This window comes from Spirillospora sp. CA-128828, assembly GCF_050945415.1.
In the GTDB taxonomy this organism is placed as follows: Bacteria; Actinomycetota; Actinomycetes; order Streptosporangiales; family Streptosporangiaceae; genus Spirillospora.
On the sequence record NZ_CP191986.1, the window covers coordinates 1,727,847 to 1,753,392 of the forward strand.

General features: G+C 72.8%; 19 protein-coding genes. 6 read left to right on the forward strand and 13 right to left on the reverse strand.

Going from position 1 to position 25,546, the window contains the following annotated elements; all coding sequences use genetic code 11:
• Nucleotides 1–27: 27 nt before the first annotated feature.
• On the forward strand, nucleotides 28–726 hold the full coding sequence (locus ACQPXG_RS08890; protein WP_433467138.1) for a helix-turn-helix transcriptional regulator: 699 nt from the start codon (nucleotides 28–30) through the stop codon (nucleotides 724–726).
• Here ACQPXG_RS08890 and ACQPXG_RS08895 read toward each other — a convergent pair.
• The 3 genes from ACQPXG_RS08895 to ACQPXG_RS08905 are packed head-to-tail and all read right to left on the reverse strand — an operon-like array spanning nucleotide 690 to nucleotide 3,030.
• On the reverse strand, nucleotides 690–1,154 hold the full coding sequence (locus ACQPXG_RS08895; protein ID WP_433467139.1) for a MarR family winged helix-turn-helix transcriptional regulator: 465 nt from the start codon (nucleotides 1,152–1,154) through the stop codon (nucleotides 690–692). The genes ACQPXG_RS08890 and ACQPXG_RS08895 overlap by 37 nt on opposite strands.
• 47 nt (nucleotides 1,155–1,201) lie before the next feature.
• Nucleotides 1,202–1,786 (reverse strand): hypothetical protein, encoded by a 585-nt coding sequence (locus ACQPXG_RS08900; RefSeq protein ID WP_433467140.1) that lies wholly within the window; start codon nucleotides 1,784–1,786, stop codon nucleotides 1,202–1,204.
• Nucleotides 1,783–3,030: a protein kinase domain-containing protein gene (locus tag ACQPXG_RS08905; RefSeq protein ID WP_433467141.1), complete on the reverse strand. Its 1,248-nt coding sequence runs from the start codon at nucleotides 3,028–3,030 to the stop codon at nucleotides 1,783–1,785. The genes ACQPXG_RS08900 and ACQPXG_RS08905 overlap by 4 nt, the downstream gene beginning before the upstream one ends.
• A 258-nt stretch (nucleotides 3,031–3,288) precedes the next feature.
• On the opposite strand from ACQPXG_RS08905, the gene ACQPXG_RS08910 reads away from it, so the two are divergent.
• Entirely contained in the window at nucleotides 3,289–4,095 is an 807-nt protein-coding gene (locus ACQPXG_RS08910; protein ID WP_433467142.1) for a DUF6338 family protein, read from the forward strand.
• A 1-nt stretch (nucleotide 4,096) separates the two neighbouring features.
• Here the strand turns inward: ACQPXG_RS08910 and ACQPXG_RS08915 are convergent, their stop codons facing one another.
• A complete protein-coding gene (locus ACQPXG_RS08915; protein WP_433467143.1) occupies nucleotides 4,097–7,576 on the reverse strand; it encodes an indolepyruvate ferredoxin oxidoreductase family protein in 3,480 nt (1,159 codons plus the stop codon).
• Nucleotides 7,577–7,679: 103 nt separating this feature from the next.
• Between ACQPXG_RS08915 and ACQPXG_RS08920 the strand changes: the two genes are divergently transcribed.
• Nucleotides 7,680–8,162, forward strand: a complete 483-nt coding sequence (locus ACQPXG_RS08920; RefSeq protein WP_433467144.1) for an Lrp/AsnC family transcriptional regulator — start codon at nucleotides 7,680–7,682, stop codon at nucleotides 8,160–8,162.
• A gap of 8 nt (nucleotides 8,163–8,170) precedes the next feature.
• On the opposite strand, the gene ACQPXG_RS08925 is transcribed toward ACQPXG_RS08920, so the two are convergent.
• The 3 genes from ACQPXG_RS08925 to ACQPXG_RS08935 all read right to left on the reverse strand — a co-directional run bounded on the left by ACQPXG_RS08925 (nucleotide 8,171) and on the right by ACQPXG_RS08935 (nucleotide 12,891).
• A complete protein-coding gene (locus ACQPXG_RS08925) occupies nucleotides 8,171–9,385 on the reverse strand; it encodes a PP2C family protein-serine/threonine phosphatase (protein ID WP_433467145.1) in 1,215 nt (404 codons plus the stop codon).
• A 72-nt stretch (nucleotides 9,386–9,457) separates the two neighbouring features.
• On the reverse strand, nucleotides 9,458–10,543 hold the full coding sequence (locus ACQPXG_RS08930; protein WP_433467146.1) for an acetate/propionate family kinase: 1,086 nt from the start codon (nucleotides 10,541–10,543) through the stop codon (nucleotides 9,458–9,460).
• A complete protein-coding gene (locus tag ACQPXG_RS08935) occupies nucleotides 10,531–12,891 on the reverse strand; it encodes a phosphoketolase family protein (protein ID WP_433467147.1) in 2,361 nt (786 codons plus the stop codon). The genes ACQPXG_RS08930 and ACQPXG_RS08935 overlap by 13 nt, the downstream gene beginning before the upstream one ends.
• Nucleotides 12,892–13,328: 437 nt before the next feature.
• On the opposite strand from ACQPXG_RS08935, the gene ACQPXG_RS08940 reads away from it, so the two are divergent.
• On the forward strand, nucleotides 13,329–14,633 hold the full coding sequence (locus ACQPXG_RS08940; protein WP_433467148.1) for an amidase: 1,305 nt from the start codon (nucleotides 13,329–13,331) through the stop codon (nucleotides 14,631–14,633).
• Between the two features lie 7 nt (nucleotides 14,634–14,640).
• Here the strand turns inward: ACQPXG_RS08940 and ACQPXG_RS08945 are convergent, their stop codons facing one another.
• From ACQPXG_RS08945 to ACQPXG_RS08955, 3 genes are all read right to left on the reverse strand, one after another.
• Nucleotides 14,641–17,352, reverse strand: a complete 2,712-nt coding sequence (locus tag ACQPXG_RS08945) for an AAA family ATPase (protein WP_433467149.1) — start codon at nucleotides 17,350–17,352, stop codon at nucleotides 14,641–14,643.
• A 90-nt stretch (nucleotides 17,353–17,442) separates the two neighbouring features.
• Nucleotides 17,443–18,345, reverse strand: coding sequence for a serine hydrolase (locus ACQPXG_RS08950; protein WP_433467150.1), 903 nt, complete (start codon nucleotides 18,343–18,345; stop codon nucleotides 17,443–17,445).
• Nucleotides 18,342–19,304 (reverse strand): LysR family transcriptional regulator, encoded by a 963-nt coding sequence (locus ACQPXG_RS08955; RefSeq protein WP_433467151.1) that lies wholly within the window; start codon nucleotides 19,302–19,304, stop codon nucleotides 18,342–18,344. The genes ACQPXG_RS08950 and ACQPXG_RS08955 overlap by 4 nt, the downstream gene beginning before the upstream one ends.
• A gap of 112 nt (nucleotides 19,305–19,416) precedes the next feature.
• Here ACQPXG_RS08955 and ACQPXG_RS08960 point away from each other — a divergent pair, with 112 nt between their 5' ends.
• The gene (locus ACQPXG_RS08960; RefSeq protein ID WP_433467152.1) at nucleotides 19,417–21,066 is read left to right on the forward strand and encodes a penicillin-binding transpeptidase domain-containing protein; all 1,650 of its coding nucleotides are present in this window, start codon (nucleotides 19,417–19,419) and stop codon (nucleotides 21,064–21,066) included.
• Nucleotides 21,067–21,114: 48 nt separating this feature from the next.
• Here the strand turns inward: ACQPXG_RS08960 and bla are convergent, their stop codons facing one another.
• From bla to ACQPXG_RS08975, 3 genes are all read right to left on the reverse strand, one after another.
• Entirely contained in the window at nucleotides 21,115–22,068 is a 954-nt protein-coding gene (gene bla / locus ACQPXG_RS08965; protein ID WP_433467153.1) for a class A beta-lactamase, read from the reverse strand.
• A gap of 107 nt (nucleotides 22,069–22,175) precedes the next feature.
• Nucleotides 22,176–23,210 carry a magnesium transporter CorA family protein gene (locus tag ACQPXG_RS08970; RefSeq protein ID WP_433467154.1) on the reverse strand — a complete coding sequence of 345 codons (1,035 nt, stop codon included), beginning with the start codon at nucleotides 23,208–23,210 and terminating at the stop codon, nucleotides 22,176–22,178.
• Nucleotides 23,211–23,218: 8 nt separating this feature from the next.
• Nucleotides 23,219–24,235: a LacI family DNA-binding transcriptional regulator gene (locus ACQPXG_RS08975; protein WP_433467155.1), complete on the reverse strand. Its 1,017-nt coding sequence runs from the start codon at nucleotides 24,233–24,235 to the stop codon at nucleotides 23,219–23,221.
• A gap of 113 nt (nucleotides 24,236–24,348) precedes the next feature.
• Here ACQPXG_RS08975 and ACQPXG_RS08980 point away from each other — a divergent pair, with 113 nt between their 5' ends.
• Nucleotides 24,349–25,542: an MFS transporter gene (locus ACQPXG_RS08980; RefSeq protein ID WP_433467156.1), complete on the forward strand. Its 1,194-nt coding sequence runs from the start codon at nucleotides 24,349–24,351 to the stop codon at nucleotides 25,540–25,542.
• Nucleotides 25,543–25,546: the final 4 nt, after the last annotated feature.

Below are 25,546 nucleotides of genomic sequence, written 5' to 3' on the forward strand. Positions count from 1 at the left end.
ATGGAGATCGCGCGTTAGGGTGATGGGGTGACCTCAGACTCCACCGGGCTGGAGGCCGCCGCCATCCTCAGCGACGACCTGCGGCGCGGGATGTACGCGTTCATCCGTTCGGCCAAGGCGCCGGTGACCCGGGACGAGGCCGCGGCCAGCGTCGGCATCTCCCGCAAGCTGGCAGCGTTCCATCTCGACAAGCTCGTGGACGCGGGGCTGCTGCGCGCCCGCTACGGCAGCCCGGCCGGAGTCCGGCGGGTGGGCCGGGCGCCGAAGGTGTACGAGCCGTCCGGTCTCGATGTGCGGGTCAGCATCCCGCAGCGCGAGCACGGTCTGCTGGCGAGCATCCTGCTGGACGCGGTCCGTGGCCAGGCCGAGGGGGAGAGCGGGCAGGACGCGGCGCTGCGGGCCGCAGGGGAGCGCGGGCATGCGCTCGGCGAGGCGGAGAGCCGTCCCGTCCGGGGCGGGCGGCTGGGCGCGGAACGCGCCCTCACCTGCGCGGCGGAGATCCTGGAACGGCACGGGTTCGAACCCGACCGGGAGGGACCGACCCGGCTGCGGCTGCGCAACTGCCCGTTCCATCCGATGGCCGAGGACGATCCCGACCTGGTGTGCGGCGTGAACCACGCGTTCCTGTCGGGCATGGTGGACGGTCTCGGCGCGTCCAGCGTCGAGGCCGCGCTCGCCCCCCACACCGGTTACTGCTGCGTGGAGTTCGGCCTGCGCGACGGCTGACGGGAGTCAGGTGGGCTCTCCAGCGCGCTCAGTTCGGTGTTCAGGCGGTCGAGGATCGGCGCGAGGCTGCGCAGTTCCGCGAGGTGGACCCGGGTCAGCTCGGCGAGGACCCGGTCGGCGGTGGTCGTCAGCCGTACCCGCATCACCCGGTTGTCCGCGGGGTCGCGCTCGCGTTCGACGAGGCCCGCGTTCTCGGCCCGGTTGATCAGCTCGACGGTGCTGTGGTGCCGCAGGAGCAGGTAGTCGGCCAGCTCGCCGATGGTGGGGGGACGTCCGGCGCCGTGGCCCCTGACGGCGAGCAGCAGCTGGTGCTGCGCCGGGGTCAGCCCCGCCGCGCGCGCCGCCTCCTCGCTCCACCGCAGAAAGCGCCGCAGCCCGGTGCGGAAGGCCAGCAGAGCGGTGAAGTCCTCCTGGCTGAGCTCCTGCACACGCCCCCCGTCCGTGCCGGCCTGCGGTGCCTCGATGGTACGGGTCGCTAGGGGGTCGCGCGGTCGAGGATCAGGTGGAGCTCTTCGGCGCGGTCGTCGGAGATGCCGCCCTCGCGGGTGCGGGTGGCGATCTTGTTCTGCAGGTAGGTGATGTTCGCGCGGGCCCGCCGGCGCGGGCCGCGGCCCTCGTCGAGCATGCCCTCGATCACGTTGGTGAGGTCGAGACCGACGTCGTCGCGGACATCGCCGACGGCGACGCCCTGGTCGACGGAGCGGCGCAGCTTCAGGAGGGCGTCGTGGATGTCCGCCATGGGAGCGGCCATGGGCGGGTCCGGCGTTTCCGACCGGGGCGGGTCCGGTGTCTCGGGCGGTGACGGCTCGGGTGTCGGCGGGGGCGGTTCGGGCGTGGACGGCGGAGCCGTCGCGGACGGAGACGCCGCCTGGAGGGGGAGCAGGCTCCCGGCCGAACGGTCGCGGCTGGAGAGCGTGTCGCCGATGGTGACGACCAGGGTGCTCGCGGCGATGATCGTGGCGGCGACGCCGGCGAGCGCGAGCCAGGGGAGGCGGAACGTGCGCGCTGGGCGGGCGAGTTCCTCGCGCCGCCATTGCGTGGGGGGCCGGTCCTCCGTCATGTCTGGATCGTCGCGAGGACGCGGTTCAGATCGTCCGCGACGCCGGGGGTCAGCCCCCGTTCCCGCTGCCGGGTGACGATCTTGTCGTGCAGCTGGGCGACGCGGCCGCCGACGTCGACGTTCGGGTTGGAGGTGAGATCGTTCTCCAGGTTGGTGATGACGTTGTTGAGATCGACGGCGACGTCGGAGCGGATCTCGCCGGAGGCGTATCCGCGGCTCACGATGGGGCGCAGCCGTCCGAGCGCGTCGGACACGCCGGTGTCCGGGACGGCCGGGTCCGGGACGGCCGGCTCGGTCCGCGGCGGCGTCGTGCGGGGCGCGGGGACGGCGTTGGCCGGCGTGGACGGCGGGACGGTGCCGGGGGACCGCGGCGCCGACGCCAGGATCGCGGCGGCGGCCGTGCCCGGGATCGTCAGCACGAGGGCGACCGTGGCGAGCCGGACGCCGCGGCGGCGGTGCCGGGGCCGCGGCCGCGGGCGCAGCGCCCTGGTCCGGTGGTCGTTCGGCGCGGCCGGGCCCGTCGTGCTTCCCGGCGCCGCGAAGACCGCGCTCGGCGGTTCGTCGTCGCGGGCGAGGAGGTCGGCGATCTCCGTGGCGGACGGAGGGTCGGGGCTCAGGCAGCGGGCGGCGAGCGCGGACAGCGCCTCGGACGTTCCGGGGGCGAGGCAGGCGCTGAGGATCGTGCCGAGCGCGCGGACGTCGGCGGTCTCGACCTCGGCGGCCCGGACGAGGCTCGTGTCGCGGCCCGCGGACGTGCGCGCGCTGCGAACGATCCCGCCGATGCCGGTGTCGACGACCTTCACCTCGCCGCAGCAGAGCATGACCTTGCCCGGCCTCAGGTCGCCGTGCACCACGCCGGCCGTGTGGGCGGCGTCCACCGCACCGGCGATCTGGCCGCAGACGTCGGACGCCTCGGACGCGGTGAGCGGGCCGCCCCGGAGCCGGTCCGCGAGGGTCTCGCCGTCCAGGAACTCGGTCACGACGAAGGACGTGAGGCGCCCGGCCGCGTCCCGGGTCTGGTCGCTGTCGTAGACCGTCTCCAGCACCGCGTGGGACAGCCCGGCGGCGCGGTTCACGCCCTCCTGGAAGGTGCGGTGCAGGTCTCCGCGCGCGGGCGTCAGGAGCTTCACCGCGACGGGACGGCCGAGCAGTTCGTCCCAGGCGCGCCAGACCTCCATCGTTCCGCCGTCGTCCAGGCGCTCCACGAGGCGGTAGCGCTCCGTCAGCCGCAAGCCCGATTCCACTCGACGTCACCTTCGTCGCACTCCGGTGCCGGGCGTGGTCCCCGGCGCGTCAGGAGGTACGCGCCGCCCGCCTGGGAAGTTCGACCGGACCTACGGACGGTGGCGATAGCGCCTTTCTGCGGTAATGCGAACTGAACGTCAATTGGATCGGCCGTCAGTTGTCTTGATGTTGAGATTTCATGGGCCAGCTGACAGGATCTGAACGCCAATGACCCCTGATGGCGGGCTGGGGTGACCATGACCGAAAATTCCATTGTCGTGCCTGTTGTGCTGCTGGCTCTGGCGGCGGTCCCGGGTCTGCATTTCGATATGACGCGCGGCCGCCGGGAGCGGTCCCGGCGGGAGAACGCGCCGAGATTCTCCCGCGTGGTCATCGCGGGCACGGTCGTCACGACCATCACGCTGATCCTGCTCGGTGCGCTGGGCCAGAGCTCCATGCCGAACCTGCGCCACATCCTGGACGAGAGCGGCACCCCGACGGCCACGCCACTTCTGGCAGCCTGGTCGGTGGGCTGTTTCCTCGCGCTTTCACTCACCCTGTCGTCGCTGGTCGCGGCGGTTCTCGTGCGGTTGGAGAATCGGCCCGGGCCATTTCCTGCGGCCCGGCCGATAGCCGGTTCGCGCGGCGACTATACAGATCGCGAAGTCGAACTCGAAATCACGCTGAGCAGCGGAGAGACCTTTCGGGGACTGCTCGGGGAGGAGTCGGTGGCGCGCGGGACCGAGCCGCGTTTCATCACCCTGTGCGGCCCGATCTTCCAGCTGGACGGGCACGGGAAACCGCTGCCGCTGGACGCGCTGCACTGGGACCGGATGGTGGTCCCGACCAGGGCGGTCACGAGCGTGCTCGTGCGTCCGGTCGAGGAACAGCCGCCGCCACCGCCGACGCTCCGGGGCGTCCCGTCGCGGCATTCCGCGCCGCGGATGCACCTGGGCGACCAGCTGAAGATCCTCGTCGAGCAGTGCTACGAGTACCGGCTGACGCCCGGCCCGCTGACGAAGCTCCTCGCGCTGGAGCTGGTGGTGATCGCGCTGGTCGGCGCGGTGACCAGCGCGATCACCTGACTCATACCCGGCTCGGCGACCGTTCGGCGCGCCACGCGGCGAGCAACTCGCGGAGGGTCTCCTCGTAGCGGGCGATGTTCGCGGTCTTGACGTCCTCGTACCCGCGGATCATGTCGGGCAGCTCGGCGATCCGCACCGCCGTGTCGTGGCGGTCGGCGTCCAGCCCGGCGACCAGCTCGTTCACCACCGCCACGTACCCGGTGACGAGACGGCGCTCGGCGCGGCGCTGTGCGGTGGCGCCGAACGGGTCGAACGGGGTGCCGCGGAGCCGGCGCATGGCCCGCAGCGCGTGGAACGCCGGGCGCGCCGAGCGGCCGAGCGCGATCTTCTTGTCCAGGCCGACCGCCCGCAGCAGCGGCGGGTGCAGCATGTACGCGACGGTGGAGCCGGGGCCGAACCGCTCCTCGACGTTCCGGGTGAGCTCCGGGTCGAGGTGCAGGCGGGCGACCTCGTACTCGTCCTTGTAGGCCATCAGCTTGTGCAGGTTGCGCGCCACGGCGACCGCGAGCCGCTGTCCGCCCGCACCGGCCTGTTCCTCCGCCTCGGCGACGCGCAGGACGGCGTCCAGGTACCGCTTGGCGAGCGCCAGGTTCTGGTACGCGGCGAGGTCCGGGACGCGGATCCGCAGGACGCGGGCCAGTTCTCCCTCCGTGCCAGCCGCGTCGACGAGGTTCATCGCGGTCGGCGCGGTGGTGTCCAGCGGTCGCGGGGTCGCCTTCACCGCGGCCGGCTCGGCCGCCCGTTCCGGTTCGAGGACGAGGCGGCGGCCCGCCCGGAACGCCTGGATGTTCGCCCCCGCCTGGACGCCGTTCAGCGTGAGCGCCTCCTCGATGGCCCGCGCGGACAGCGGCAGCAGCCCCGACTGGTAGGCGGCGCCGACGACGACGAAGTTGGCCGTGGTCGTGGCGCCGAACCAGCGCTCGGCGAGCGCGAGGGCGTCGAGCGCGACCAGCCGGTCCGCGCGGGTGTGGTCCGCGATCCGCTTGACGAGGGACGCGCTCGGCGGCAGCGACGCCGAGGTGTCGACGATCATCCGCCCGGTCGGGACCTCGCTGGTCGACACGACCGCGGTGGTGCGGTCCGGGGCGCAGCGGCGCAGGTTCGTCTCGGACGTCCCCGCCAGGGAGTCGAAGACCAGGTACGCGTCGGCGCCGCCCGCGCCCACCATCCCGGGCCGGTCACGGTCGGCGGGCCCGATGCGCAGGTGCGAGACGACCGCGCCGGCCTTCTGGCTGAGCCCCGTCTGGTCGAGCGAGCGGGCGTGCCGCCCGTCGATGAGGGCCGCGGTGGCGAGGACCTGGTTGACGGTGACGACCCCGGTGCCGCCGATGCCGACGAGGAGGACGTCCGCCGACTCCGGCCGCGAGGCGGGCTCGGCCGGCTCGGCGATCTCCGGCATCGGCCGGGCGGCCTTCCTCTTGCCGGGGATGACGGTGACGAACGAGGGGCAGTCGCCGTCCACGCAGGAGTAGTCCTTGTTGCAGGACGTCTGGTTGATCTGCGTCTTGCGTCCGAACTCGGTCTCGACCGGTTCGACGCTCAGGCAGTTCGACTTGGTGCCGCAGTCGCCGCAGCCCTCGCAGACGGCCTCGTTGATCAGCACCCGGGTCTGCGGGTCGGGCAGGAGGCCGCGCTTGCGCTTGCGCCGCGTCTCGGCCGCGCACGCCTGGTCGTACAGCAGCACGGTCACGCCGGGGATCTCGCGGAGCTCCCGCTGGACGGCGTCGAGGTCGTCGCGGTGCCGGACCTTCACGCCGGGCGCCCAGTCCGTTCCGCGCGGGTAGCGGGACGGGTCGTCCGCCACCACCGTGATCTTCGTGACGCCCTCGGCGTGCAGCATCCGGGTGATCGCGGCCGGGTCGGAGCCGCCGTCGGCGTCCTGCCCGCCGGTCATCGCGACGGCCGCGTTGTAGAGGATCTTGAAGGTGATGTTCGTGCCGGCCGCGACCGCCTGCCGGACGGCGAGGCTGCCCGAGTGGAAGAACGTCCCGTCCCCGAGGTTCTGAAACATGTGCCCGGTGTCGCTGAACGGGGCCGCGCCGACCCACATCGCGCCCTCGCCGCCCATTTGCGTCGTGCCGATGCTGCGGTCCTGGAACACCGTCATCACATGGCACCCGATGCCGCTCGCGGCGACCGACCCGTCCGGGACGACGGTCGACCGGTTGTGCGGGCAGCCGGAGCAGAAGTACGGGGTGCGGGTGGCTCCGAGCAGGTTGATCTTGGGCGTGCGGGGCTTCAGCACCGGGTCGCGCAGGTCGACGTGCTCCTCGCCGACGCGGTCGGCGAGGAATCGGGCGAGGGCCCTGGCGATCCGGTCTGCGTCCAGGCCCCCGTCGGGCGGGACGAGACCGGCGCCGTCCACTCCGCGCTTGCCGTACACGGCGGGACGTTCCGCCAGGTCGTACAGCACGTCGCGGATCTGCGTCTCGACGAACGCGCGCTTCTCCTCCACCACGACGATCTCTCGGAGCCCGGTCGCGAACTCCTTGAGCCGGCCCGCGTCCAGCGGGTAGATCATGGCGAGCCGCAGCAGCCGGACGCCGCGCCGGGTCAGTGCCGCGTCGTCCAGGCCGAGGCGGTCGAGGGCCTCGCGCAGCTCCAGGTAGGTGCGTCCGGCGGCGACGAGTCCGATGGCCGCGTCGCCGGCGGCGCCCTCGATCCGGTCGAGGCCGTTCGCGGCGGCGTAGGCTGTGGCAGCCTGCAGCCGGCCCTGCAGGACCTCGGTCTCCAGGGCCGTCGTGTCCTTGAGGTCGACGCCGGGCCTGCGGGTCGGCTTCCACGGGCGTCCCCGCCAGGTGAACTCGGGGAGCACCGGGTCCGGCACCGGCTCCGCGGTCACGGTCTCGTGGGAGTCGGCGACATCGGTCACGACCTTGAAACCCGTCCAGGCGCCGCTGAACCGGGACATCTCGAACCCGTGCCGTCCCAGCCGGAGCACGTCGCCCACCGATGCGGGGACCAGCACCGGCATGAACGCCTCGGCGAGCGCGCCTTCCGTCGCGGACGGCAGCGTGGACGACTTCGCGGACGGGTCGTCGCCCACCACCGCGAGCACCCCGCCGCGTTCGGACGTGCCGAGCCAGTTCGCGTGCTTGAAGGCGTCCAGCGACCGGTCCACGCCGGGCGCCTTGCCGTACCAGAGGCCGAAGACGCCCTGGTAGCGCGGGCCGGGCAGGTGGTCCACGAGCTGCGACCCGTACACCGCCGTCGCCGCCAGCTCCTCGTTCACGCCGGGCACGAACCGGATGTCGTGGCCCTCCAGGAGCTCGGCGTCCCGCATCAGCTGCTGGTCGAGGCCGCCGAGCGGCGACCCCCGGTAGCCGGACACGAACCCGGCGGTCGTCCAGCCGCGGCGGGCGTCCGCGCGCCGCTGGTCGAGCAGCAGCCGGACGAGCGCGTGCACGCCGCCGATCGCGATCCGGCCGCGCTCCAGCTCGAGCCGGTCGCGGAGCGGAGAGGGGGAAACGCTGGTGCTCATGCTTGCATTGAGCCAATGTCGCTGAGCGGTGTGCAAGATGGCTGGGCGATAATTGAGCGGATTGCTCAAGTCAGAACCGAGTTACCCGCCGGAGCTGAGCGTTGTGACCCGTACCACTCTCCTCGACCTGCAGATCCTCCGCCGTCTCGTCGAGCAGCCCCGCATCGGCGTCACGGAGCTGGCCGCCAAGCTCGGCATCGCCCGCAACACCGCGCACGCCCGGGTCGAGCGGCTCGAACGCGAGGGCGTGATCGGGCATCGCGGCCGGGAGGTCGACCTCGGCGCCATCGGGTTCGAGCTCACCGCGTTCGTCACGCTGGAGGTCGCGCAGGGCCGGCTCCGGGAGGCGGCCGTCGCGCTGTCCGCGATCCCGCGCGTCCTGGAGGTGCTCGGCATCACCGGTCAGGGCGACCTCCTGGTGCGGGCGGTCGCGCCGAACGGCAAGCAGCTCCACGAGGTGATCGACTCGATCCTCGCGTGTCCGGGCGTCCGCCGGAGCACCACCTCGATCGTCCTCACCCACCAGGTCCCGTTCCGCGTCGGTCCCCTTCTGGAGGACGAGGAGAAACGCGCCCGCACCCGCTGAACGGCGGCTCAGGAAAGACGGCGGCGCATCAGCAGCAGGGCGACGTCGTCCTTGGCCGGCTCCCGCCCGATGAGCGCGGACATCACCGCGGCGCCGACGTCCTCGGGCGGGCCGGCGTACACCGCCTCGCACAGCTTGGCGATGCCGGCGCGGATCGAGTCGTCCCGCCGTTCGATCAGCCCGTCGGTGTAGAAGCACAGCAGGGCGCCCGGGGGAAGCTCGATGGTCGTGGTCCGGCGGGGGATCGCTTCGTCCAGGCCGATGAGGACGTCGAAGTCCACGTCGACGGCGTGCGCGGGGGAGCCCGGCGCCGCGAAGACCGGGGGAGGGTGGCCGGCCGAGGAGACCCGTACCCGGCCCTCGGGACCGCACACCGCGTACAGGACGGTGGCCGTCACATCGGGCTCGAAGTGCAGCATCTTCCGGTTGAGCCTGTGCAGCGCCTCGGCCGGACCCGCCGATTCCAGCGCGTACGCCCGAAGGGCGCTCCGCAGCCGTCCCATGACGACGGCGGCCGGCAGGCCGTGCCCGGCCACGTCCCCCATGACGATGCCGGTCTCGCCGGACGGGAGCGTGAAGACGTCGTACCAGTCCCCGCCGACGATCGACTTGCCCGGACGGTAGCGGGCGGCCATGTCGAGACCGGGGATCTCCGGAAGCTCCGACGGGATCAGGCTGCGCTGCAGCTCCAGCGCTCCGGCACGTTCGGCGCGGCTGAGCAGCGACCGCACCGCCATGGCGGCCTGTGCGGCCGCGAGCTGCAGGAACTCTTCTTCCTCCGCGGTGAAGCGGCGCGGGGTGAGCGTCCCGACGTGCATGACGCCCACCAGCCTGCCGCCGCCGACGAGCGGTACGCCGAGCAGGGACCGGAGACCCCGCTGGACCAGGAGCGGGTTGAAGATGTCGGCGCTCGGCACGTCGGCGATGCGGATCGGCCGCCGCTCGGCGGCCACGCGTCCGGCGAACCCCCGGCCCACCGGGACGTGGGCCGCCTGGCTGACCTCTTCCTCGATGCCCTTCGCGGCCGTCGCCATGAGATCGCGCCCCGCCCGGTCGAGAAGCAGGACCACCGCGGTGTCCACGTCCAGGACCTCGCGGACGCGTTCGAGGAGGGTGTCCAGGAACTCGTCGACATCCATATGGGCGAACATCTCGTCGGTGATCGCCTGGATGTTCTCCAGTTTCCGGGTGACGCCCTCCAAAGCGCCTGACGCGTTCTCCACCTTCCCACTTTATGGGCGTTTCCTGATGATTCACCAGAAAGCGATGGTCACGGTGTGATCGCCGTGACGGCGTCACCGGGGCCGGAGGCAACGCCGCACGTCCGCGGCCATCTCCAGATCCTCGCGGGCGGCGATGACCAGGGTGCGGACGGGCGCCCCGGCGGCGGTGAGGTCGGTGTCTCCGTCCGCTTCGGCGTTGCGGTCGGGATCGACGGAGACGCCCAGGTAGGCGAGGTCCTCGGCCAGCCGCATGCGCACGGACGGATCGTGCTCGCCGATGCCGCCGGTGAACACGAGTACGTCGAGCCCGCCGAGGGAGGCCGTCATCGCGGCGGCGCAGGCGCGGAGACGGTGGTGGAAGACGTCCAGCGCGGCGAGGGCGATGACGTCGCGTTCCCCCGCGAGCTCGCGGACGCGGCGCATGTCGCCCGTCCCCGTCAGGCCGCGCAGCCCGGACTCGCGTTCGAGCGCCCGGCCGACGTCGCCGGGGTCGAGCCCGTGCTTGATCAGCCACAGCGGGATGCCCGGGTCGATGCTGCCCGCCCGGGACGCCATGACCAGCCCTTCGAGCGGGGTGAACCCCATCGTGGTGTCGACCGACCGGCCTTCGGCCACGGCGCACAGGGACGCGCCGGAACCCAGGTGGCAGACGACCATCCGCAGCGCCGCCGGGTCGCTGCCGAGCAGTTCGCCCGTGCGGCGGACGGCGTAGGAGAACGAGAGCCCGTGGAACCCGTAGCGCCGCAGCCCGAACCGCTCGCGCCACTCCGGCGGGAGCGCGTAGGTCGCGGCGGCGTCCGGCAGGGTGGCGTGGAACGCGGTGTCGAAGCAGGCGACGGCCGGGACGTCCGGCAGCTCACCCGTAATCTCCGACAACGCGTGCAGCGACGCCGGCTGATGCAGAGGCGCCAGGTCCGCCAGCTTGTGGAGACGCTCGGTGACCTCGGTGTCGACGCGCACCGGCTCGGTGAAGTCGATGCCGCCGTGCACGAACCGGACGCCGATCGCGTCTGGGCGCGGCATGCCGGCGACCAGCCCGGCCATCTCGTGGCCCGCGCCTGCGTCCGCGGCCAGGACCGTGTCGTCGGCGTCGAGCAGGCTCACCTTCAGGCTGCTCGACCCCGGGTTGACCGTCAGGACCCGCATCAGTACGGCCACGTCCAGTCGCGGACCTCCGGCGCGTCCTCGCCGTGCTCGCGGGTGTACCCGCGCAGGAAGAGGCGCTGGTCGGCCATGCGCTGCCGGATGTGCGCGACCCGGCCGCCGAGCGATGGGACGCGGTCGATGACGTCCATGACCAGGTGGTAGCGGTCCAGGTCGTTCAGCATGACCATGTCGAACGGCGTGGTGGTCGTGCCCTCCTCCTTGTAGCCGCGGACGTGGAGATTGTGATGTCCGGCGCGCCGGTACGTGAGCCGGTGGATGAGGTACGGGTAGCCGTGGAACGCGAAGATGACGGGCTTGTCGGTGGTGAACAGGGCGTCGTAGTCACGGTCCGGCATCCCGTGCGGGTGCTCGCTGGGCGGTTGCAGCCGCATGAGGTCCACGACGTTCACGACCCGGACGCGCAGTTCGGGGAACAGCCGCCTGAGCAGGTCCACGGCGGCGAGCGTCTCCAGGGTCGGGATGTCGCCCGCGCACGCCATCACCACGTCCGGGTCGGCGCCGTCGTCGCTTGACGCCCACTCCCAGATCCCGATGCCCCGGGTGCAGTGCGCGATCGCGGCGTCCATCGGCAGCCAGTTCAGCGCCGGCTGCTTACCGGCCACGATCACGTTGACGTAGTCGCGAGACCGCAGGCAGTGGTCGCCGACCGACAGCAGCGTGTTGGCGTCCGGCGGCAGGTACACCCGGACGATCTCCGGCTTCTTGTTCATCACGACGTCGAGGAAGCCGGGGTCCTGATGGGTGAAGCCGTTGTGGTCCTGCCGCCACACGTGCGACGACAGCAGGTAGTTCAGCGAGGCGATCGGCCGCCGCCACGGCAGGCCGCGGGTCACCTTCAGCCATTTCGCGTGCTGGTTGAACATGGCGTCGACGATGTGCACGAACGCCTCGTAGCTGTTGAACAGTCCGTGCCGCCCGGTGAGGAGGTAGCCCTCCAGCCAGCCCTGGCAGAGATGCTCGCTCAGCACCTCCATCACCTGGCCGGACGGCCCCTGGTGCTCGTCGGCCGGGAGCCGCTCGCCCTGGAAGACGCGGTCGGTCGCCTCGAACACGTCGCCGAGACGGTTGGACGCGGTCTCGTCCGCGCCCATGATCCGGAAGTTGGACGGGTTGCCCTTCACGACGTCGCGCAGGAACGTCCCGAACGTCCGGGTGGGTTCGGACGACGTTGTGCCGGGCTTGTCCGCCGGGACGGCGTAGTCGCGGAAGTCCGGCAGGGTCAGCGGCTTCAGCAGCAGGCCGCCGTTGGCGTGCGGGTTGGCGCTCATCCGCCGCTCGCCCGCGGGCGCGAGGGCCCGGAGCGCGGCCAGGGGACGTCCCTCGCCGTCGAACAGCTCCTCCGGACGGTACGAGCGCAGCCACTCCTCCAGCTGCGCGCGGTGCCCGGGATCGTCGCGGACACCGGCGAGCGGCACCTGGTGGGACCGCCACGTGTTCTCGACCGGAAGCCCGTCCACCTCCTTCGGGCCCGTCCAGCCCTTCGGGGACCGCAGGACGATCATCGGCCAGCGGCGCCGCTCGGAGACCCGCCCCTCGCGTGCGCCGCGCTGGATTCCGGCGATCTCGTCGAGCGCCTGGTCGAGCGCCGCGGCCATCTTCCGGTGCATCGAGGCCGGTTCGTCCCCGCTGACGAGGAACGGCCGGTAGCCGTACCCGTCGAGCAGCTGCACCAGTTCCTCCTCGGGGATCCGCGCCAGCACCGCCGGGTTCGCGATCTTGTAGCCGTTGAGGTGCAGGATCGGCAGGACGGCCCCGTCCTTCACCGGGTCCAGGAACTTGTTGGAATGCCAGCTCGCGGCCAGCGGGCCCGTCTCGGCCTCGCCGTCCCCGACGACGCACGTCACGACCAGGCCGGGATTGTCGAGCGCGGCCCCGTACGCGTGGGCCAGTGAGTACCCGAGCTCGCCGCCCTCGTGGATGGAGCCGGGCGTCTCCGGCGCGACGTGACTCGGGATGCCGCCGGGGAAGGAGAACTGCCGGAAGAGCCTGCGCATCCCGGCGGCGTCCGGCGACACGTCCGGGTACACCTCGCTGTAGGTGCCTTCGAGCCACGCGTTCGCGACGGCCGCGGGCCCGCCGTGCCCCGGCCCCATGATGTAGATCATGTCCAGGTCGCGTGCCCTGATCACCCGGTTGAGGTGGGCGTAGCAGAAGTTCAGTCCGGGCGAGGTGCCCCAGTGCCCGAGCAGCCGTGGCTTGATGTGCCGCCGTTCGAGCGGTTCGCGCAGCAGCGGGTTGTCCAGCAGATAGATCTGCCCCACGGACAGGTAGTTGGCGGCCCTCCAGTACGCGTCGATCTCCCGTACTTCGTCGTCGGTCATGGCGACGGACTCGGTCATGGCGCGCGTCCCTCCGGTGCTCATACCGTCCTGGGGACATCCCGTCCCCGCGATCGGCGCTCTCAACCGTCGCCACGAATGGGCCTGGCGCGAAAAATGACGAGGCCACGGCGCGTGGCCGTGACCTCGTCCCCCCACCCGGATGTGGACGTCACCGGTTACAGGGGCGGTTGCCGCGCGCGGAACGCGACGGCCTCCGCCCCGCCCCCCAGCGAACCGGCGGGAGCGTCTCCACTAGGTGCGTTGAAGCTTGCCTCGTACCCGCGCGTAGGTTCACTGATCCCGGCGTGCGGTCGATGAGCGGGCTACGGTCTGCGACGAGCGGCTTACGTTGAGCGACGGATGGGGGACATGGAGCGACCGGTGGGGTGACGGTAGTGGCGGCCGCGGTCTGCGATGCTACGCAGATCGGTACGGACAAGCCGCAAGGAGGCGGAGTGGGCGGGTTCTTCACCGGACGGACGCTGGCGGACATCGGACGCGACCTGCGGACCGGGCGGGAGTCGGCACGGAGCCTGGCCGCGCGGGCCCTGGAGTCGGTCGACCCGGACCTCAACGCCTTCGTCACCCTCGATCCGGAGGGCGCCGAGGCCGCGGCCGCGGCGGCCGACGAGGAGCTGGCCTCCGGCGCCGACCGGGGCCCGCTGCACGGCGTCCCCGTCGCGGTGAAGGACATCATCGACGTCGCCGGGCTGCCCACCGGGATGGGATCCGCGCACTTCGACGGGCACCTCGCCGAGGACGACGCGGTATGTGTGACGAGGCTCCGGAACGCCGGCGCCGTGATCGTCGGGAAGACCGGCACGCAGGAGTTCGCGTTCGGCGGCACCGGCGACGTGTCGGTGAACGGGCCCGTCCGCAACCCGCACGACCGGGAGCGGATGTCCGGCGGGTCCAGCAGCGGCAGCGCGGTCGCGGTCGCCGCGGGCATGGTCCCGCTCGCCCTCGGCACGGACACGGGCGGATCGGTGCGCATCCCCTCCTCGTTCTGCGGGGTCGCCGGGTTCAAGCCCGCGCACGGTGCCATCCCGGCCGGCGGCGTGTTCCCGCTGTCCCGCTCGCTCGACCATGTGGGCGTCCTCGCCGCGACCGCCGCCGACTGCCGGATCGCCTACCACGCCCTGGCCGGACCCGCGGAGCCCCCGCATGAGGACGGCGGCGCGGACGGTGGCGCGCCGGACGGGCGCGTCGCCTGGATCGAGCCGCCCGCCGCCGACCCCGAGGTGGAACGGGTCGTCCGCGCGCTGTTCCCGGACGCGGCGACCGAACGGATCGACTTCACCGGACTCCGGCAGGTGTTCCTCGCCATCCAGTTCAGCGAGGCGCACGACGTGCACGCCGAGCGGGTCGCGGAGGCGCCCGGCCTGTACCAGCCGGTGACGCTCGCACGCCTGGAGAAGGCCGCCCAGATGCCCGGCTGGCGGCTCGTCCGGGCGCTCCGCGAGCGGGACCGGTACGCACGCGAGATCGCCGGGCTGCTGGACCGATACGACCTGCTGGCCATGCCCACCATGCCGATCACCGCGCCGCGGATTGGCGCGACCGAGGTCGAGCTCGGCCCGCTCACCGCGCTTCTGGTCAGCCTCACGTTCCCGTGGAACGTCCTCGGCCTGCCCGCGCTGAGCGTCCCCGCCGGAACCGCCGCCGGGCTGCCCGTCGGCGCGCAGCTCATCACCCGGCCCGGCGCGGAGGACCTGCTCTTCCGCGCCGCCGAACGGCTCGCCGGCTCCGCTCAGAGGTAGGCGCCGCTCAGAGATAAAGGCCGAAGAACTCCTCGGGGTGGTCGAGGAGCGGGGGCAGGTCCTCTGCCGTCAGCGTGATGAGCTCTTCCCTGGACGGCGCCTGGACCGGCTCGCTCCCCTTCTCGGTCCGCGCGTCCCTCGCGACCGGCACGGCGGTGGAGGCGACGCGGTCCGCCTGGTTGGCGACGGCGACGTCCAGCATGTTGCGCATCAGGCGGCCGTTGCCGAAGGACGGGCCGCGCGGCGCCCCCCGCAGCATCGTCCGCAGGACGTCGTCGGTGCCGGGCGCCAGCTCGAACCCGTCGGCGGCGGCGAGCTGCCCGAACACGGTGATCAGCTCGTCATCGGTGTAGTCGGGGAAGTGGATCTGCTTGGGGAACCGGGAGTCCAGGCCGGGGTTGGCGGCGAGGAACTCGGCCATCTCCTGCTGGTAGCCGGCGACGACCACGACGAGGTCGTCGCGGTGGTCCTCCATCAGCTTGACCAGCTCGGCGATCGCCTCGTGCCCGTAGTCGCCCTTCAGCGGCGACTGCGTCAGCGTGTACGCCTCGTCGATGAACAGGACGCCGCCGATCGCGCGTTCCACCAGGCGGCGCGTCCGGGGCGCGGTCTGCCCGATGTACTCGCCGACGAGGTGGGCGCGGGACGCCTCCACCAGATGCCCGGACGACAGGACGCCGAGCCGCTTGTAGATGCGGCCGAGCAGCCGGGCCACCATCGTCTTGCCGGTGCCCGGATTGCCGGTGAACACCATGTGCCGGGTCGGCGGGGTGATCCTCAGACCGGACTCGCTGCGCAGCCGCGCGGCGTGCGTCCCGGCCACGAGCAGCGCGATCTCGTGCTTGACGGTGTCGAGACCGGTGAGGTCGGCGAGCTCCGCCAGCGGGTCGCCGGCGGCCTGCGCGGTGTCCAGCGCGAGCGGGATGTCGGGCTTGCGGACGACCGGCTCGGCGTCCGCCGCGGTCCTGGCCCGGACCGCGGCGACCACCTGGTCCGCGAGGTGCGGGGCCAGGCGGGCGTTGCGGAGCGTCTGCATCGGCGGGGTCGCGGCCAGCAGCGCGCCCGCCGCCTCGACGGCCGGCCGGGTGCCGCGGACGCCGCGGGCGTCCAGCGCGCGGCGGAACAGCTCGGCGTGCCCCGCCGCGGTGAACGGCCGGGTCCGCGCGATCCGGAACCGCTGCGGCAGGACCGGGTTGACCTCGCGGATCCGCTCCTCGCCGCCCGCGTCGCACAGGGCGACCAGGTTCAGGTCCGGGTGGACGGCGAGGAGCCGGTGCAGCTCGGCGGCCAGCGCCTCGCCGTTGCCGGGGTCGGCGACGACGCCGTCCAGGCCCTCGATGATCAGCAGCCGGTCGCCGGCGCAGTCGCGGGCGTCGGCGTGCAGCTTGGCGACGGCGTCCGAGAGGCGCTGCCCGGTGAACAGGTTGTCGGTGACCCAGTGCGGGTCGCGGCCGAGCGCGAGCGCCTTCCCCAGTTCCTGCGCGGCGTCCCGCTTGCCGGTGCCGTCTGGGCCGCAGATCAGCAACCGCACCGGGTCGCTGCCGCGGGTCAGCTCGTCCAGCGCCGCCACGACCTCCGGCTGCTCCACCAGCGATGTGGCGATCTCCGGACGCGCGGCCGCCTTCTGCCCGGCCGCCCCGTCCGCCGCGGGCGCGCTCGTCAGCGTCTCGGTGAGCGGGTTGACGACGCGGCGGCGCGGCGCGTAGAGGCGGCGCAGGTCCGTCTGGAACTGGCCGACCGGGATCCACTCGGCCTTCGGGAACCACGGGTCGCCCGGCAGGCCCTGGACGACCGCGATGAACCGCATCGCCATGTCGAGCCAGCCGCGGCACGCGTCGGCGGCGCCCGCGACCAGCGCGCGGACGAGCCACGCCCGCGTCCGCTCCTGCCACGCGCCCGCCTTGAACCCGCGGCGTTCCGTGGCGAACCGCCGCTGGAGCTCGTCGTAGCGGTCCTCGCCCAGCGCGACCGCCAGCTCGGCCGGGACGTGCTCCATGCTGCCCTGCAGCAGCAGCTGGATCAGGTGGACCTCGACGCTCTCCTCGCGCGGCGCCGCCTCCGTCAGATGCTCGTAGGACGCGAGCAGCCCGGCGGACACCCACTCCAGGTAGCCGACCGGGCCGAGCAGCTCGGGCACGGCCGCGACGATGTCGTCGCCCGCGTGCGCGTGCCAGTGCTCCCGCAGCTCCATCTTGGGCAGGTTCACGTCGCAGACCGGCGGGTCGTCGTACAGCCGCAGCAGCGCCTTGCGCCGCTCCTCCAGCGGCTCGATGCCCTCCAGCACCGACAGGCAGTCGCGGGCCAGCTCGATCGCCAGCTCCCGGTCGGGCGCCTCGATCAGCCAGTCCACCGGTGGCCGCCATCGGCCGCCCGGCGCGTCCCAGCGGGTCATCCGGGTGCTGAGCGGGCCCGGGTTCACCAGGTGCCGGTGCAGCAGCCGCTCCGGCAGCTGCGACCACGACCCCGCCTTGATCGCCCCGCCGCCCGGCAGGAACGCCAGCATGCCGAAGATCTCCGCGGTGACCAGCGACGCCGGCAGCGTCAGCAGCTTGTGCTCGTCGGTGGTCAGCTCCACGGCCCGCGGGTCGGCCGCCAGCCCGTCGATCCGCGCCGAGATCTCCTCGAACAGCCCGTCCGGGACGCGCCACGGACCATGCGAGTAGACGTCGAGCACCGGCTCGTCGGTGAGCAGTAGCTCCAGATGATCCGGCAGCCGCAACGAAACTCTCCCCAAGAAGGCTTAAAACCGGGGTACAGCCTACGTTTCCCGGGGACGTGGTGTGCTCATTGCGTCACCCTTGCCGCGCGGTCAGGGACGGCGGAGCGATTCCACGGCCAGGCGGGCGGCGGTGCCGATGACGGCGTCGGCCTGTGGCAGGACGGCGATGGGCAGCAGCGACCTCGTGAACACCGCCACCGCGTAGCGGCCGCCGTCCGGGTACTCGACGGCGCCGACCTCGTTGCGGACGGTCGGCAGGGTGCCGGTCTTGCCGCTGACCACCACGTCGTCGTAGGGGAAGCCGGACGAGAGGCGGTGCGGCCACACCTGGAGGCCGAACAGGCGCCGCATCGCCGCGCAGCCGTCCGGCGGGGCCGCCTCGTCCCGCCAGATCATCGACAGCAGCCGCGTCATGTCGCGTGGCGTGCTGCGGCTCGTGCGGAGCGGATCGAGGGCGCGCAGCCGGGCCCGGACGGCCGGGTCGTCCAGCCTGGCCCAGACCTCGGCGAAGTCGCTCACCCCTGCGTCGGTCAGCAGGGACTCGTGCAGTCCCCGGCCGTCGACCTCGATGACGGTGTCGCGGAGCCCGAGGGCGGCGGCCGTCGCGTTGACCGCGTCCAGGCCGACCCGGTCCAGCACGAGGTCGGCGGCGGCGTTGTCGCTGACGGTGATCATCAGGCAGGTGAGGTCGCGCAGTGACATGCGCACGTCGTCCAGCAGCGCCGACACCCCGGTCGGGCCGGCGGTGCGGTCGTCCGGGCGCAGCGTGACCTGCTCGGCCGGGTCGAGCAGGCCGTCCGCGGCCTGCCGGTGGAACGCGACGAGCAGCGGCACCTTGAACACCGACGCGAGCACCACCGGCTCGTCCGCGCCGGCCGCGATCTCCCGCCCGGTGTCCATGTCCACGACGTGCAGGAACCCGGTCACTCCGGCGGACTGGAACTCCGCCTCGATGCGCGCCCTGACGTCCACGACCTGGTTCGTCTCGCTCATGCCAGGAACCCCGAAGACGGCCGAGGAACCACGCGGCGGGTGGGCGCGCCGTCCAGTGGCGTCATGTCCGCCTCGTCGCGCAGCACGGCGGTCGCGACGGCGGTGAAGTCGGCGATCGCGCGGGCGTGGTCGGGGTCGCCCGCCCGCCGCCACGCGCAGGACGTCCGCCATGCGAGAGGCTCGCCCACCAGCGGGCGCCACGTCACCCCGGCGGTGTCGTCGGTGCGCGGGGCGATCGCCACGGCCGTCCCCGCGAGGACGAGCCCGTGCGCGAACCCCGGATGCCGTGCCTCGTGCACGGCCGCGGGCGCGTACCCGTGCCGCCGGCAGCCCGCGAGCAGTTCGTCATGTGCGCCGGGCGCCTCGCCGCGCGGCGGGACGACGAGGTCGCGGGCGCCGAGGTCGGCGAGATGCACCTCGGGCGACGCGGCGAGCTCCCCGGCTGCGGGCAGCAGCACCCCGAGCGGCTGCCCCAGCATCGGGCCGAGCTCCAGGTCGCGTGAGTCGCACGGATGCCGGACCACCCCGGCGTCCAGCGCGCCCTCGGCGAGCGCGCGGACCTGCTCGTCCGTCCCCGTCTCGCGCAGATCGAGCCGCAGGTCCGGGCGGCGCTCCCGGAACGAGGCGATCAGCGCGGCGACGATCGGCCCGCCGAGGTCGCTCGGCAGCCCGGCGCGCACCGTGCCGACCTCGCCCAGCCGGGCCCGCTCGGCGACGGAGTAGATGCGGTCCACGCGGGTGAGGATGTCACGGGCCTCGTCCAGCAGCAGGCCGCCCGGGGCGGTGAGCCGGACCCGCCGGCTGGACCGGTCGAACAACCGCACGCCGAGCTCCTTCTCCAGCCGCTGGATACGCTGGCTCAGCGGCGGCTGGGCCATGCCGAGCCGCTCCGCCGCGCGGCCGAAGTGCAGTTCCTCGGCGACCACGACGAAGCATCGCAGATGCCCCACCAGGTTCACGACAAGCGATGATATCAATCCTCATATCTTCCCGACATCGATATCAATCTTGGACTTTTCGGGCGGCGGCTGGTGTCCTTGTGCCTTCATCGAGGGGGAAGGAGTTCAGGCGATGAGCCGATCCCGTGTGCTCGCCGCCGCCGCGATCGTGGCGGCGGTCGTGATCGTGGGGGCGGGGGCGGTGTGGTTCCTGCGCGACGGAGCCGATCCGAGGGACACCGCGGAGCGCTACCTCGCGGCCTGGAGCAGTGGCGACGTCGCCACGATGAAGACGCTGACCGACCGTCCGCCCGCGGATTTCGAGACCCGGTTCACCCGTATGCGGGACGACCTGGGCGTCACCCGGCAGCGCTACACGGTCGCCTCCGTGGGACGTCCCAAGGACGACCGGGCGGGCGGCTCCTACAGCGCCGAGCTGACGCTGGCCGGTGACCGGACGTGGAAGTACACCGGGTCCCTGCCGCTGGCCGAGAAGGACGGGAAGTGGCTCGTCCGGTGGTCGCCGCAGGTCGTGTACCCGGAGCTCAAGGAGGGGCAGCGGCTTCGCGCGGGCCGCACCTGGCCGGACCGCGCCGCCGTCCTCGCGGCGGACGGCAGTGACCTGAGCACCTCGCCGTCCGGGTCCGCGCAGCAGCTCGCCGGGCCGGTCGGGCCCGCGTCCGCCGAGGCGGCGAAGAAGCTCGGCGCCCCCTACCAGAAAGGCGACCCGGCCGGCGCGGACGGCCTGCAGAAGCAGTACGAGCGGCGGCTCGCCGGAACACCGGCGCTCGCCGTCCAGATCGTGGACGCGGACGGCAACGCGGTGAAGACGCTGCAGCGGTTCGGCGGCACCGAGGGCAAGCCGCTGAAGACGACCATCGACCCGAAGGTGCAGGCGGCCGCGGGCAACGCGCTCGCGGCCGCGAAGGAGCCGGCGTCCATGGTGGCGCTGCGCCCGTCCACCGGGGAGATCCTCGCCGTGGCGAACAAGCCCGGCGGCTACAACCGCGCCCTCATGGGCCGGTACCCGCCGGGGTCCACGTTCAAGGTCGTCACCGCCGCCGCGCTGGTCGCGGGCGGCATGTCCCCGTCCACGAAGGTGGGATGCCCCGCGACCACCAACGTCGGCGGGCGCTCGTTCCACAACTACAAGCACGAGGACTTCGGGACGATCCCGCTCCGTGAGGCCTTCGCGCACTCCTGCAACACCACCTTCGCGCGCCTCGCCGTGGACAAGCTCGGCGAGAAGCGGCTCGCCCAGGTCGCGGCCCAGTTCGGGTTCAACGCCCCGGTGATCGCCGGGCTCCCGGCCGTCCGGGCGGCGTTCCCGGAGAACAAGGACGACACCGCGTTCGCCTCCGCCTCCTTCGGCCAGGGCGAGGTGCTGACCAGCCCGCTCAACATGGCGGGCGTCGCCGCCGCGGCGGCGGACGGCACCTGGCGTTCGCCCCGCCTGGTGGACGCCGCCCTCGCCGCGCAGGCCGCCGACGCCGGAGGCCGCAAGCCGGAGGCGCCGAAGAAGCTGGAACCGGCCGTCAGGAACGCGCTGCACTCCCTCATGCCGGCCGTCGTCAGCGAGGGCACCGCGTCCGGCGTCGCCTTCCCGTCCGGTACGGCCGGCAAGACCGGTACCGCCGAGTTCGGCCAGGGCGACAACCCGCCGACCCACGCCTGGTTCATCGGCTACCGCAAGGACGTCGCCTTCGCCGTCATCGTCGAGGGCGGCGGCACCGGCGCCGAAGCCGCCGCCCCCATCGCCGCCGCCTTCCTCAAAAAGGTCTGACCGACCCGTGCGGCCCCCGGCGTCCTCCGGCGCCGAGGGCCGGCGCGGTCAGCGGAGAGCCTGGGAAAGGATGCGGGCGGTTTGGGCGACGGCCTGGTCGTCGGCCTCGTCGTGGGCGGCGGGGCGGTTCGTGGTGATCACGATGATCAGCGGGGGGCCGGACGGCGGCCAGGCGATCGCGATGTCGTTCGCGGTGCCGTAGGTGCCGCCGGTGCCGGTCTTGTCGCCGACCGTCCAGCTCTTCGGGAGCCCGGCGCGGATGCGCTTGTCCCCGGTCACCGTGGCCTTCATCCAGCCGATGAGCCGCCTGCGGTCGGCGGGCGCGAGCGCGTCGCCGACGGTGAGCGCCCGCAGGTCCTTCGCCCACGGGCGCGGCGCGGTCGTGTCGCGCTTCTCACCCGGCTTCCAGTCGTTGAGCGCGGTCTCCCAGCGGTCGCTGCGGCTGACGCGGTCGCCGAGCGAGCGGAAGAAGGCGGTGAGGCCCGCCGGCCCGCCGATCTGCCTCAGCACCAGGTTCCCGGCGGTGTTGTCGCTCTCGGTGATCGCGGCATGGCATAGGGCGGCGACGGTCATGCCCGTGTCCACATGCTTCTCGGTGACGGGGGAGTACTCGACGAGATCGTCCTTCGTGTAGTGGATCACCTTGTCGAGCAGGCCCGGATCGGTGCGCCGCGCCTTCCGCAGGACCGCGCCGCAGGCCATCGCCTTGAACGTGGAGGCGAACGCGAAGCTTTCGTCCGGCCGGTGGGACACGACGCGCCCGGTGCCGGTGTCGATCGCGTACGCGCCGATGCGCGTGTGGTGCGTCGTCTCGATACGGCTGATCTGCTGGGTGACCGTCGCTTGGGCGGGGTCGGGAGAAAGCGCGTGGGAAGTGTTGCTCCGCGGCGCCGCGCTCTTCACGGCGGTTCCCCCGGAACCGCAGCCGGTGACTCCGGCGAAGGCCGTCAGGGCCAGGACGGCGGCGCTGAGCCGCCCGGCTCGGGTGGTGTTCTTCGTCATGCCGGAGAGCAGACCAGAACGGCGAAGGTCATGTCCAATATTGATATAGCGCGGAATTCAATATGGAAATTGATATTTGTGTGCCGTGACCTGGCGAGGTGAATCGATCAGAGCCAGTCGCGGAGCTTGAAGATCAGGTAGAGAATGACGCTGAGGACGACGATGATGATCGTGCTGATGATGAACCCGGAGTGCTGGGAGAACCCCGGATAGGGGACGTTCTGCCCGTAGAACCCGGTGACGGCGGTCGGCACCGCGATGATCGCCGCCCAGCTGGTCACCTTCTTCATCACCTCGTTCATCCGGTTGCCCTGCAGCGCCAGCCGCGTGTCGAGCAGGTCGGCGACGAGGTCGCGCAGGCCGTCCGTCGACTCCGCGGCGCGTAGCGTGTGGTCGTAGACGTCCTGGTAGTAGGGGACGAGCGGCGGCGGGACGATCCGCAGGTCGCGGCGGAGCAGCGTGTTGAGCACCTCCCGCATCGGCAGCGCCACCCGCCGCAGCGCGGTCAGGTTCTTGCGCAGCCGGTAGCTGCGCCGCTGGATCTCCTTGACCGGGAACTTGTCGTCGAAGACCAGGTCCTCGACCGCGTCGGCCTCGTCGTCGAGCGCCTGCACGGCCTCCAGTTGCAGGTCGACGACCAGGTCGAGCAGGCCGTAGAGCAGGAACGCGGCGGTCGGTTCGCCGACCTCGGTGTCCGGGCTCTGGTCCCACCGCTTGATCAGCTCGTCCACGTCGAAGGCGCCGTCCTGCCGGACCGTGACCAGCGCGCGTTCGCTGATGAACGCCGACAGCTCGTTCATCGCGAGCTCGCCGTCGCGGACCCGCGGGACGTAGGCGTTGAGGAACACGTAGCCGTCGTAGCGGTCGAGCTTCGCCCGCTCGTGCCGGGACACGGCGTCCTCGACGGCGACCGGGTCGAGGCCCAGCTCGTCGCTGACGACGTGCAGGTCCTCGTGCCGTGGCCCGCACAAGTCGAGCCACACGACGACGTCCGGGCGCTCCAGGTAGTCGCTCACTTCCGCGACGGGAAAGCCCTCCGCCTCGACCTTGCCGTCCCGCCAGGCCCGCGTCCGCGGCGGTGCGCTGCCGATCCGGTTCTCCGGATGCCGCTCGATATCGGTCTCGGACGGATGGGATCCCATGAGCCCCCTTATACCCGGCTTTGCCGCACCCGGTCCGCGGGGATGGCCGTCGAGGCGCGGGCGACGAGCTCGCCGGGCAGGACGCGGGAGGCGGGGCGGCGGCCGGCGAGAAGGTCGAGCAGGGCCGTCATGCCCTGCGCGCCCAGTTCCTCGGCGGGCAGCCGGACCGTCGTGAGCTCGGGTTCCAGCGCCGTCGCCAGCAGGACGTCGTCGAACCCCGTGACCGACAGATCGGACGGGACGTCCAGGCCGAGCGCGCGCGCCGCCTTGTACGCGCCCGCCGCGATCAGGTCGTCGTCGCAGACCAGTGCGGTCGGCGGATCGGAGCTCGCCAGCAGCCGGGTCGCGGCGTCCTTCGCCGCCGTGACGTCGATCGCGCACGGGTCCCGGGTCAGGACGCCGCCGGGCAGGGCCGCGACGGCGGCGGTGAGGGCGTCGCCGCGGGCGCGGAACGTCCACTGGTCCACGGCGGCGGCGACGTGCCCGATCCGGCGGTGGCCGAGCCCGGCGAGGTGCCCGGCGATCGCGCGCATCCCGTCGGCGACTCCGAAGCCGACCGTGGGGACGGCTTCGTCCGGGCCGCTGTCGAGCATCACGACCGGCGTGCCCCGGAACTCGGCGAGCGCCTCCACGGCCATCGAGGACGCGAGGACGCCGTCGATCGCCTCGTCCGACCCGAACGGGCTGTCGGCGGGACCCACCGCGTCGTCCGGCCAGGTCGAGACCACCACCCCGAAGCCGTGCCGGGCCGCCACCCTCGCCGCGCCCGTGTAGACGGGACCGAAGAACGGCGCGGTCAGGGTCGGGACCATCAGCAGGACGGTCCGGGTCGTGCCGAGACGCAGGTTCCGGGCCGCCTGGTTGGGCCGGTAGCCGAGCCGCTCGGCCGCGCTCCGCACGCTGCGCGCGGTGGCGGGGGAGACACGACCGCTCCACTTGCCGCCCAGCACGAGCGAGACCGTGGACTGCGAGACCCCGGCCTCCTGAGCCACGTCCTTGCTGGTGGGACGGCTGATTGCCGGCACCTGCGCCTCCCGGAGGATGAATGTGACGAATTCAGACTAGAGCGGACCCGCCCGGAAGTGGTACGTATGACGCGGTAAGTACTACGTATGACGGGAATCCGGGGGCCGAATCGATGCGCGGCTATGTCGTCTTCCTGCGGAGGCCGTACGCGGGACGGCTGCTCGGCGGCACCCTGCTCGGCCGGCTGCCTAACGGGATGGGCATGCTGGCCGTCGTCCTGCACGTCCGCGCGGACGGCGGCGGCTACACCCTGGCCGGCACCCTCGCCGCGATCCTCGGGCTGGCGACGGCCGCCGGGCAGCCCGTCCTCGGCCGCGCCATGGACCGGTTCGGCCAGCCGCGCGTCCTGCTGCCGGCCGCCTGCGCCGCCGCCGCCGGCTTCGTCCTGCTCGCCGCCGTGGGCGCGCACCCGCTGCCGGTTTCGGTCGCCGCCGTGTTCGTCGCCGGATTCGCCACACCGCCATTGGAGGCCGGGCTGCGCGCCCTGTGGCCGGACGTCCTGGACGGCCCGGAGCAGGTCGACGCCGCCTACGCGCTGGACGCCGCCGCCCAGGAGATCATCTTCACCGTCGGGCCGCTGCTCGTCGTCGCCGCGGCCGTCGTCAACACCGAGACGGCGCTGCTGATCACCGGAGCCCTCGGCATCGCCGGGACCCTCGTCGTCGCACTGTCCGGGCCGTCCCGCAGATGGCGGGGCGCGCCGCGCGCCTCCGACTGGGCCGGGCCGCTGCGCTCCCCGGGCCTGCGCGTCCTGCTGCTGTCGCTCGCCTGCGCCGGGATCGCGCTCGGCGTCTACGCCGTCGCGGTCGTCGCCTACGCCGAGGAGCAGCGCCGGGGTCTCGCCTCCGGGCTGCTCCTGGCGTGCATGGCGGGCGGCGCCCTCACCGGCGGGATCGTCTACGGCGCCCGGTCGTGGGCGGGCGAGCCGCACCACCGGCTGCCCTGGCTGCTGGCCGCGCTCGCCGCCGGATACGTCCCGCTCGTCATGGCGCCCGGCCTGGTCGTCATGTCGGCGCTGGCGTTCGTCTCCGGCGTCTTCCTCGCGCCTGTGCTGGCGTGCAGTTTCACGCTCGTCGACCGGCTCGCGCCCAGCGGGACCGTCACCGAGGCGTTCGCGTGGGTCGTCGCGGCGGTCGGAGCCGGCGGGTCGCTCGGCTCGTTCGTCTCCGGCGTCGGGCAGGACGTGGCGGGTGTCCCCGGCGCGTTCGCGGGAGCCGGGGCGGGCGGTGCCCTCGCCCTGGTCCTGTGCCTGCTGGGCGCCAGGACGCTGCGTCCCGCCGCCGTCCCCGTGGAGGCCGTCGCCTAGCCGC